Genomic DNA, 10,927 nt, shown 5'->3' with positions numbered 1-10,927 from the left:
ATCTCGGCCCGCCGGGCCGAGGAGTCGGCCGACCCGACCGGCCGGAACGACATGCTCAGCCTTCTGGCGCGGGCGCACGACGACGACGGCAAGCCGATCAGCGCGGAGGAGACGCGGAACCAGGTCCTGGTCTTCCTCGTCACCGGCCACGAGTCCACCGCCACCACCCTGGGCCTCACCCTGCACCTCCTCGCCAGTCACCCCGAGGTGCAGGCCCGCGCCCACCAGGAGGTCGACCGCGTCCTGAGCGGCCGTGAGCCCGTCGCCGAGGACCTGGAGAAGCTTCCCTACCTGACGCAGGTGCTCAAGGAGACGCTCCGCCTCTACCCCGCCGCGCCGGCCCAGGGCCGTATCGCCACCGAGGACGTGCGGGTCGGCTCCTTCACCATTCCGGCCGGCGCCGACGTGGTGGTCAGTTCCGGCGTCGTCCAGCGGCGTCCCGACATCTGGGAGGACCCCGACACGTTCGACCCGGACAGGTTCCTGCCGGAGCACGAGGCCGCGCGCCCCCGCTACGCGTGGTTCCCGTTCGGCGGTGGGCCGAGGGCGTGCATAGGCCAGCACCTGGCGATGCTGAACGCCACCCTCACGCTGAGCGTGCTGCTCCAGAACTACTCGTTCACCGCTGTCGACACCGACATTCCGCTGAACACCGGAATCACGCTGCGTCCCACCGGCCAGGTCCGCTGCAGGCTGACACCGCGAACCTGACCGCACGGGCGGCCCTGATTTACCGGACGATGTGCCGCCCCGGGAAATTCCTCTTGCTGGAGCGAATGCAATCGGGCTAGGCTGAACGGGATCTCTGAAATGGACGCCGCATTCTCTGCAGGCTGCCCCGTCGGGCCGCTGATGCCGGCCGGTATTCCTGCCCCTGGCAACATTCCACAGCTGATTCTTCCCGGGCTCGTCGCAGGATCGGATGAGTTTATTGTTCCGGCCTTGTTCCGGCGAGTCCGTCGATGCGAACAGGAGACATGAGGGTGCACAAGGAATTAGCGGTGGTGACCGGCGGTACCAAAGGCATCGGGCTCGGGCTGAGTGGCCGCCTGGTGTCGTTGGGGTACCGGGTCGTGGCGCTGTACCGGGGCGACAAGGAGTCCGCCGCCGCCGCCGAGCGCGAGTTCGGCGACTCCTTCCGGGCCCTGCGCGCGGACCTCGCGGACCCCGACGCCGTGGTCACCGTGGCGGACGAGGTGCTCGCGGAGTACGGGGCACCGAGGGTGCTGGTCAACAACGCGGGGCGGAACATCGACCGTCCCTTCCTCGACATGTCGTTCGACGACTGGGACCAGGTGATCGCGGCCAACCTGTCCGCGCCGTTCTATCTCACGCGGACGCTCGCGCCGAAGATGCTCGAGGCGGGTGGCGGGTCGGTGGTGAACGTCGCGGCCACCACGGGGATCCGCCCGCGGCTCGACGGGCTGAACTACTGCGCCAGCAAGGCGGGGCTCCTGCACTTCACGAAATGCCTCGCGATGGAACTCGCTCCGACCATTCGCGTCAACTCGCTCATTCCCGGAATGATCGACACCGAGGAGATGCGTACGCGATTCCGGACGGACGAGCCGTACTACCGCGACAAATTGCTCGATGAGATCCCGCAGCGGCGCATCGGAGATGTCGACATGATGGCCGACGCGTTGGAATTCCTGATCGGGGAGAAATCCTCATACGTCACCGGTCAAAAATTGATCGTCGACGGCGGACAGTTCATGTGGTGACTCTCGCGGCGTGAGCGAGAAGTCATCCACCCCCATCTTCCGAGAAGAGGCTGTGTACGTGCGTACTCGAATGGACCGGTACGAGGAATTTCTCTCCAAGAATTACCGGAAGGGCTTCACGAAGTCCGACGAATACTCGCTGGACGAGCTGTCCGACAGCCTGCGCACCCGTATCGCCGCAGGTCACTTCAAGCGTGTGGTCTTCACCGGCATGGGGTGTTCGGCGATCGTCTCCGACGTCGTCCGCGCCTTCTTCATCTCGACGGGCACCGAGGTGGAGTTCCACGTCTTCAACGACTACGACCACGCGTACCTGCTCCCGTCCTCCGTCATCGACGACGACCGGACCCTGATCATCCTCAGCTCCTACAGCGGCCACTCCATGGAGCCCGCGCGAGCCTTCCACGCACTCGCGCACGCCCACGACCGGATGGTCCTGCTCACCTCCGGCGGGCGCCTGGCCGAACTGGGCCGGCAGGCCGGTGTGTCCATCCTTCGCTGGGAGCTGAGCGAGCCCGACCGCGAGTACCCCCTGTTCCACGTGGGGCAGTACTTCGCCATCCTGCTGGACGTCTTCTTCCGGCTGGGCCTGGTCCCGCGGGACTTCGGCGCCGAGGTGCGGGCGCTACCGGACCACCTGGCCCACGACTTCACCGACGCCCACCGGGAGCTGGCGCGCACGGCGGCCCTGCGGAGCCAGGACGCCAACATCATCATGATCGCCTCGCCGGTGTGGCACGAGAGCCTGCTCAAGCTGGCCAAGATGCACTTCAACGAGATCGCCATGGTGCCGGCCACCCGCAACTATTTCCACGAGTTCTGCCACAGCGAGGTGGCGACCCTGTCGGACCCGACGCGCAAGCACAGCGTGCTGGTCTTCGCCGACGCGGACGACGACGAGTACACGCAGGGGAAGCGGAAGAACCTGACGGGCCTGCTCACGAGCGACCGCCCGCAGAACGCGAACATCGAGGTGATCGAGATACCCATGACGGAACCCACCTTCATGCGGAAGTACTTCACCGCCCTCGAATTCGTCCAGCACCTCACTCTGGCCCTCGGCCGCGCCCACGAGACGCAGTCGCGCAACCTCATCTCCGAGGCCGCCGGAAACCCCTGGTACCACGGCGACACCATCCTCGCGGAAGCGGCCGGCCGCTAGTTCGTCACGACGAGCCGGAGCACCGTCTCCTCCCCAAGCGAGCTACGGACAATAAGGAGTGTTGGGTCAGTGAACAACCAGGTTCCGACGGTTGCCGAGACCGACGTCGCGATCATCGGCATGGCCGGGCGCTTCCCCGGCGCCGACGACCTGGACTCCTTCTGGCGTCTGCTGAGCGAGGGCCGCGAGGGCATCACCCGCTTCAGCCGCGAGGAGCTGGCCGCGGCGGGGGTGCCCGCCCGGCTGCTGGACGACCCGCAGTACGTCCCCGCGCACGGGGTCATCCCGGACGTCGACCTGTTCGACACCGGGTACTTCGAGTTCACCCCGGCCGAGGCCGCGATCACCGACCCGCAGCACCGCATCCTGCTGACGGCCGGCCACGCGGCCCTGGAGCACGCCGGCTACGACCCCGCCCGCTACGACGGGCTGATCAGCGTCTACGCCGGCGCGGCCATCAACACCTACCTCCAGCAACAGGTCCTGCCCCACGTCGACCAGAGCGCCACCTCCGACCACTTCGCGGTCATGGTCGGCAACGACAAGGACTTCCTGGCCACCCGGCTGTCGTACAAGCTCGACCTCAAAGGCCCCAGCTACGCCGTCCAGACCGCCTGTTCCACCTCCCTCGTCGCCCTCCACCTGGCCTGCCAGGGCCTGGTCAACGGCGAGTGCGACATGGCCCTGGCCGGCGGCGTCACCGTGAAACTGCCGCAGACCAAGGGGTACCTGTACGAGGAGGGCGCGATCCTGTCCGGTGACGGGCACGTGCGCACCTTCGACGCGGACGCCGGCGGCACCGTCCTCGGCAACGGCGTCGGTGTCCTGGTCCTCAAACTCCTGGGCGACGCCATCGCGGACCGGGACACCATCCACGCCGTCATCAAGGGCACGGCCACCAACAACGACGGCGCCGGCAAGGTGAGCTTCGCCGCGCCCGGCGCCGCCGGCCAGACCGCCGTCATCCGCGAGGCACACACCGTCTCCGGCGTCGACCCCCGCTCCATCGGCTACGTCGAGGCACACGGCACCGCCACCCGCCTCGGTGACCCGGTCGAGGTCTCGGCGCTCACCCGGGCGTTCAGGGAGTCCACCGCCGACACCGGGTTCTGCGCCATCGGCTCGGTGAAGTCCAACATCGGCCACCTGGACGCGGCGGCCGGTGTCGCGGGTGTGATCAAGACGGTGCTGATGATGAAGCACCGGACACTGGTGCCGACCGTCAACCACACCACCCCCAACCCGGCCATCGACTTCGCGGCCGGGCCCTTCAAGGTGAGCACCGACACCGCCCCCTGGACAGGGGAGGGCCCGCTGCGCGCGGGTGTCAGCTCCTTCGGCATCGGCGGCACCAACGCGCACGCGATCCTCCAGGAGGCCCCGCCCGCCCCCGTCACCGGCGACGCACACCGCGCGCAGCAGCTGCTGGTGGTGTCCGCCCGTACCGCGACCGCGCTGGCCACGGCCGCCCAGAACCTGGCCGCCCACCTCGAGGGCGACGACCCGGCCTCGCTCGCCGACGTCGCCTACACGCTGGCGGTGGGCCGCCGCGCCCACGAGTACCGGCTCGCCGTCACCGGCTCCGACCGCGCCGCACTCGCCCGAGCGCTGCGGGACGCCCCGGTCGCCGAGCGGCCCGGGACCGGCGAGGTCTCCTTCGTCTTCGCGGAGGACGTCCCGGACGCGGCGGGCCTGGCCGGCCGGTGGGCCGCCGCCGAGCCCGCCTTCGCCGCGCACCACGAGGCCGCACTCGCCGCGGGCGCCGACCGACTCGGCGAGCGGGGGCGGGCGTTCGCCGTGCAGTACGCGCTCGGCAAGTTCTGGCTCGACTGTGGCCTCACCCCGGTCGCGGTGCACGGCGACGGGCTCGCTGCCCGGGCCGCCGCCTGCGTGACCGGAGTGCTGCGGCTTCAGGACGCGCTGACCGGCGACGGCGAGGAACCGCCCGCCGCCCGCGCGCGCATCCCCGTGCGCGGCGCCCACGACGAGGTCCGCGGTGTCGCCCTCGGCGTGACCGACGGCCCCTGGGACGGCGTGGCCCGCGCCTGGCAGGCCGGCGCCGCCGTCGACTGGGCGGCCTGGTTCGAGGGCGAGGAGCGCGGCCGCGTCCCGCTGCCGACGTACCCCTTCGAGGGCCGGCGCTGCTGGCTGACCGGCCCGGACACCGGCGCAGCCGCGGACCGGGTCACCGGTCCCGGCCCGCACCCCATGCTGGACGAGAACGTCTCCACCCTGGACACCCTCGCCTACCGCAGCTCCCGCACCGGCACCGAGTTCTACCTCGCCGACCACCGCGTCGCCGCCGAGCCCGTCCTGCCCGCCGCCGGACAGCTGGAACTGGCCCGCGCGGCCGGCGAACTCTCCCTCGGCGGACCGGTCCGGCTGCGCGGAGTCTCCTTCGAGCAACTGCTCTCCTACGCCACCGGGCCGCGCACCGCGCAGGTCCAGCTGTGGCGCGAGGGCGACACGGTCGGGTTCGAACTCGCCGCCGACGAGCGGGTGTTCACGGTCGGCGAGATCCACCCCGGAGCCGCCGAGCGCCCGGCACCGGCCGACCCGGCCGCCGTCGCCGCCCGCTGTGCCGAGCTGGTCGCCCACACCGGCTGCTACGACATCCTGCGCGCTCACGGCCTGGACTACGGCCCCCGCATGCGCGCCCTCACCGAGGTCCGGCTCGGCGACGGGGAGGCCCTCGGCACCCTCGAACTGCCCGACGGCGCCTCGCTCGACGGCGCCGTGCTCAACCCCGCCCTCCTGGACGGCGCCCTGCACGCCCTGGTCGTGCTGCTGGCTCGCGCCTACGGTGAACGGGCCGACGGCTTCCTGCCGCTGGCCCTGGGCGAACTCACCGTGCACGCCCCCGTCACCGGGCCCTGCCACGTCCACATCACGGCCGGCCGGCTGGGGGAGCGGACCGCGCACGCCGACCTCACCGTCGTGGACACCCACGGCCAAGTCCTGGCCCGCCTGCACGACCTCGCCGTGCGCGTCCTCGGCGAGCCCCGCGAATCGGCCCTGCTGGTCCGCCGCTGGACCGCAGCGACCGCCGAGCCCACCGGCGAACCCCTCGGCGACACGGCCGCCGTCGTCACCGCCGACCCCGCGCGCGGCGCACAACTCGCCGCTCACCTCACCGCCCTGGGCATCGGCACGGTCACCCGCGACCTCGAACCGGACACCGCGCCCGACGTCGTCCTCGTCGACGAACCGACCCCCGAACAGGCGCTGCACATCGTCCGCGCGCTCCTCGTCGGCCGCCCCACCGCACCCGTGCGCGTCCTGCTGCTGCACCGCCACGACACCGACGGCCCACGCCCCGAACGCGCCGCGCTCGCCGCCCTCGCCCGGACGGTCCGCGCGGAGAACCCCCTCCTCGAGGTGCAGGCCGTCGGCCTCGCCGAGGACGTGCCCGAGGCCGACGCGCTCACCGGCGAACTGGCCGGCCACGGCCGCGACCCGGAGGTCGCCCACACCGCACAGGGCCGCCGGATCCCGCAGGCGGAGTCCGCCCCGGCCGTCCGCCCGGCAGCGGTCCGCGACGGCGGCGTGTACGTCGTGACGGGCGGCGCGGGCGGACTGGGCCGCGCCGTCGCCGGCCGGCTGCTCTCCCGGGCCGACGCCCGCGTGGTCCTGCTGGGCCGCAGCGAACGGCCCGCCGACCTGGACGAGCGCCTGGTCTACCGCAGCGTCGACGTGTCCGACCCGGACGCCCTGACCGCCCGACTCGCCTCCCTGCGCCAGGAGTTCGGGCCGATCACCGGGGTCGTCCACGCCGCCGGGGTGCTGCGCGACGGCTTCGCCCTGACCAAGTCCGCCGAGGACTTCGCCGCCGTCCTCGCCCCCAAGGCCGCCGGACTGCGCGCCCTGGACGCGGCCACCGCCGACGACCCGCTGGACTTCTTCGTCGCCTTCTCCTCCATCGCCGCCCACATCGGCAGCCCCGGCCAGACCGACTACGCGTACGCCAACGCCTACCTGGAGGCCTACGCCGAACGGCACGGCCGGATCACCGCGATCGCCTGGCCGATGTGGGCGGACGGCGGGATGCGCCAGAGCACCGAGGCCGCCGTGGACATAGCCACCCGCACCGGCTTCGGCGTCCTGCCCACAGAGGCCGGCCTCGCCCTGTTCGAGCAGGCCCTCGGCGCCCCCGGCGCGTTCGTCGCCGCCTACGGAGACCTCCGCACCATCACCACGGCGCTCACCGCGCCCGTCGCACGGGCGGCCCGCACCACCACGGCCACCGCGCCCGCCGAGGGCGGCGGCCCGCGCGACGCGGCACTGCGGCTGCTGCGCGAGCTGATCGCCGTCGAGACCGGCCTGGCTCCGGCCGAACTGGCCGAGGACGCCCCGTTCGACCGGCTCGGCATCGACTCGCTGATGATCACCAAGCTCAACCGCGAGCTGGACCGGCACTTCGACGCCCTGTCCAAGACCCTGTTCTTCGAATACACCACCCTGGGCGAACTCGTCGGCTACTTCGCCGAGCACCACGCGGCCGAGCTGACCGGCGGCACCCCCGCGGCCGCACCGGTCACGCCCACGGCCCGAGTCACCGCGCCGCGCCCGCCGCGCGCCCCACGCCGTACCGCACGAGCCGGCATCGCCGAACCCGCCGAGGACGACACCGACGCCATCGCCGTCATCGGCCTGGCCGGCCGCTATCCGGCCGCCGACGACCTCGACGAGCTCTGGGCCAACCTGGCCGAGGGCCGCGACGCCATCACCGAGATCCCGGCGGAGCGCTGGGACAGCGGCCGCTGGTACGACCCGGACCCGGCGACGCCCGGCCTCGCCCACACCCGGTGGGGCGGATTCCTGCGCGACGTCGACCGCTTCGACCCGCTCTTCTTCGGCATCTCCCCCCGCCAGGCGGAACTGATGGACCCCCAGGAGCGCCTGTTCCTGCAGAACGCCTGGCATGTCCTGGAGGACGCCGGCTACCGCCGCTCCGATGTGGCCGGCCGGCCCGTCGGCGTGTACGTCGGCGTGATGTACGGCGAGTACCAGTTCCACGGCGCCCTGGACGCCCTCCGCGGCGGGCGGCCGCTCACCGGCTCGTCCTTCGCCACCATCGCCAACCGGGTCAGCCACGCCCTGGACCTGTCCGGGCCGAGCATGGCGCTGGACACCATGTGCTCCTCCTCGCTCACCGCGATCCACCTGGCCTGCGAGAGCCTGCGCCGGGGCGAGAGCGAACTGGCCATCGCCGGGGGCGTCAACGTCTCCGTCCACCCGTACAAGTTCGCCTTCCTCAGCCAGGGCCGCTTCCTGTCCTCCGACGGCCGCTGCCGGGCCTTCGGCGCGGGCGGCGACGGCTATGTGCCCGGGGAGGGCGTCGGTGCCGTCCTGCTCAAGCCCTACCGCAAGGCGCTGGCGGACGGGGACCGCGTTCACGGCCTGATCCTGGGCAGCGCCGTCAACCACGGCGCCCGCACCAACGGCTACAGCGTGCCTAACCCGCGCGCCCAGCAGCACGCGATCACCACCGCGCTGGACCGGGCCGGCGTCACTCCGCAGGACATCGGCTACGTCGAGGCGCACGGCACCGGCACCGCCCTGGGCGACCCGATCGAGCTGACCGGCCTCACCCATGCCTACCGGTCCGCCGAGGCCGCGCCCGGCACCTGGCCGATCGGCTCCGTCAAGTCCAACATCGGGCACCTGGAGTCCGCGGCCGGCATCGCCGGACTCACCAAGGTGCTGTTGCAGTTCCGGCACCGCACCCTGGTGCCCTCGCTGCACTCGGCCGAGCTGAACCCCAACATCGACTTCGGGCGTTCCCCGTTCCGCGTCCAGCGCGAGCTGTCCGCCTGGCCCGACGGGGACCGGCCGCGCCGGGCCGGCCTCAGCTCCTTCGGCGCGGGCGGCGCCAACGCGCACCTCGTCCTGGAGGAGTCCCCGAACCCCGACCCGGTCACCGACGTTCCGGCGGGCGAGCAGCGCACCGGCGAACCCGTGCTGTTCCTGCTCTCCGCCCGCGACGAGGAACGGCTGCGCGCCTACGCCGGGTCGGCCGCCCGCTTCGTCGAGACCGAGCGTGTGCCGCTCGCCGACCTCTGCTTCACCACCCAGGCGGGCCGCGAGTCCCTCGACGCCCGGCTCGCGGTGGCCGTCACCGACGGCGGCGAACTCGTGGCCGCCCTGCGCCGGTTCGCCGACGGCGGCCCGGCCCCCGACCTCGCCGACGCGGGCCCGCTGACCGAGCCGGCCCGCCGCTGGCTGGGCGGCGCCGACGTGGACTGGGCGGCCTGGCACGCCGGCCGGCCGGGCGCTGCCCCGCGCCGGGCGCGCGCCCCGCGGTACCCGTTCGCCGCGGAGCGCTACTGGATCCCGCTCGACCCCGACCCGGGCACGGCCGCTCCGCATCCGCTGGTCGACGCCAACGAGTCCACCGTCACCGAGGTCCGCTTCCGCAAGACGCTGCGCGCACACGACCCGTTGCTGCGCGACCACGTGATCGAGGGCCGGCCGCTGCTCGCGGGCGCGGCGACGCTGGAGTTCGTCCGCGCCGCCGCCGCGCTCGCCGAACCCGGCACCCGGCACGCCCTGCGTGAGGTGGTGTGGGGCCGGGCCGTCGAACTCTCCGACGGTGCCATGGAGTTGTACGTCTCCTTCCGCCCGGACGGCACCGGGCTGGCCTTCGAGGTGTACAGCGAGGCCGGCGCCGGCCGCACCACCCACGCCCGCGGCGGTGCCGTCCCGGTCCCCGCCGCCCCGGAGGCCGCCGAGGACCTCGCCGCGCTGCACGCCCGTCTGTCCGTCGTACGTGACGGACCCACCGCGTACACCGAGTACGCCGCCGCCGGGTTCGCGTACGGCCCCTCCTTCCGCGTCATCGAGGAGATCCGGACCGGCCCCGGCGAGGCGCTGGTCCGGCTGGCCCAGGCCGGTACCGCCCCGGGCACCCAGCTGCCCCCGGCGCTCCTCGACGGCGCCCTGCGGGCCTGCCACTGGACCGGCCGGACCACCGCGCCGCGCCCAGGTGAACTCGCCGTCCCCTTCAGCCTCGGCGCCCTGGACTCCTTCGCCCCGCTGCCCGAGGTCTGCCACGCGCACGCCCGGCTGGTCGGCGAGTCGGCGGGCGTGCGCCGCTTCGACCTGACCGTGTACGACGACAGGGGCGGCGTGCTCGCCCGCGTACGGGACTTCGCGGGCCGTACGCCTGGCGGCGTCCCGGCGGCCCCCGCAGCCGCCGTCCGGGCGACGACTGCCGCGCAGGCCGACCAGGAGCCCGCCTCCGGAGAACCCCGCCTCTACGAGCCGTACTGGCACCCCGCCGCCGACCCGGAACCGGCGGACGCCGCCGCGACCCTCGTCCTGCTCGGCCACTCACGGGAACTGGAGTCCGCGCTGGCCGCGACCGGCCTGTGGCGGCGCGTGGTGGGCATCGGCGAGGACACCGGCCGACTCGCCTCCCTCGCCGACGAGGACGGGCTCGACGTCGCCGTCGTCCTCGGCGACGCGGACGACGGCTCACCCGCGGACCTGCTCGACCGCGCCTGCGCCCCCGTCCTGGACGTGCTCGACGCGGCCCGCACCGGCGTGCTGCCCGGCCGGGTGCGGTGCCTGGTGCTGCACACGCGGAACGCCGGTGAGGACCGGCCCGAGTGGGCCGCCCTGGCCGGGTTCGCCCGCTCCACGGGGCCGGTCGCGCCGCGCCTGGAACTGCTCGTCCTCGGCGTCGACGGTGCGGCCCCGGCCGCCGAGGTGGCCCGTGCGGTGGCGGTGGAACTGCGCGCCGTACCTCGCGCCGCAGGCCTGGAGGTCCGCCGTACGGCCTCCGGCGAGCGCCAGGTACGGGCGCTGCGCCCGCTCACCGGCCCCGCCACCCCGGCCGACGTACCCCTGCGGGACGGGGGCGTGTACGTCGTGACCGGCGGCGCCGGTGCCATCGGCCGTGTCCTCGTCGGGCAGCTGGCCCGCACCCACGCGGCCAAGCTGGTGCTGATCGGCCGCTCCGAGCCCGACGAGCGCACCCGCGCCTGGCACCGCACACTGACCGGCGTCGGCGCCGAGGTGCTCGCACTGCGCGCCGACG

At 73.2% G+C, this 10,927-nt stretch carries 4 protein-coding genes; all 4 read left to right on the top strand.

The window, feature by feature from the left end:
- Positions 1-711: cytochrome P450 (locus BZL64_RS36010; RefSeq protein WP_143663410.1), on the top strand; the 711-nt coding region annotated here is incomplete at its 5' end.
- A 266-nt stretch (positions 712-977) separates the two neighbouring features.
- Positions 978-1,724, top strand: a complete 747-nt coding sequence (locus tag BZL64_RS36005; RefSeq protein ID WP_086773245.1) for an SDR family NAD(P)-dependent oxidoreductase — start codon at positions 978-980, stop codon at positions 1,722-1,724.
- A 58-nt stretch (positions 1,725-1,782) separates the two neighbouring features.
- The gene (locus tag BZL64_RS36000) at positions 1,783-2,886 is read left to right on the top strand and encodes an SIS domain-containing protein (RefSeq protein ID WP_143663409.1); all 1,104 of its coding nucleotides are present in this window, start codon (positions 1,783-1,785) and stop codon (positions 2,884-2,886) included.
- Between the two features lie 69 nt (positions 2,887-2,955).
- Positions 2,956-10,927 (top strand): SDR family NAD(P)-dependent oxidoreductase (locus tag BZL64_RS35995; protein WP_244205739.1); only part of this gene is annotated, 7,972 nt, incomplete at its 3' end.

It is taken from the genome of Streptomyces bobili (genome assembly GCF_002154575.1).
Lineage (GTDB): Bacteria > Actinomycetota > Actinomycetes > Streptomycetales > Streptomycetaceae > Streptomyces > Streptomyces bobili.
This window is presented reverse-complemented; position numbering and strand designations above follow the sequence as displayed.

Bases quoted from the DNA above. Each gene is read 5' to 3' on its own strand.
- BZL64_RS36005 (WP_086773245.1), top strand. From the start codon at position 978: ATGAGGGTGCACAAGGAATTAGCGGTGGTGACCGGCGGTACCAAAGGC.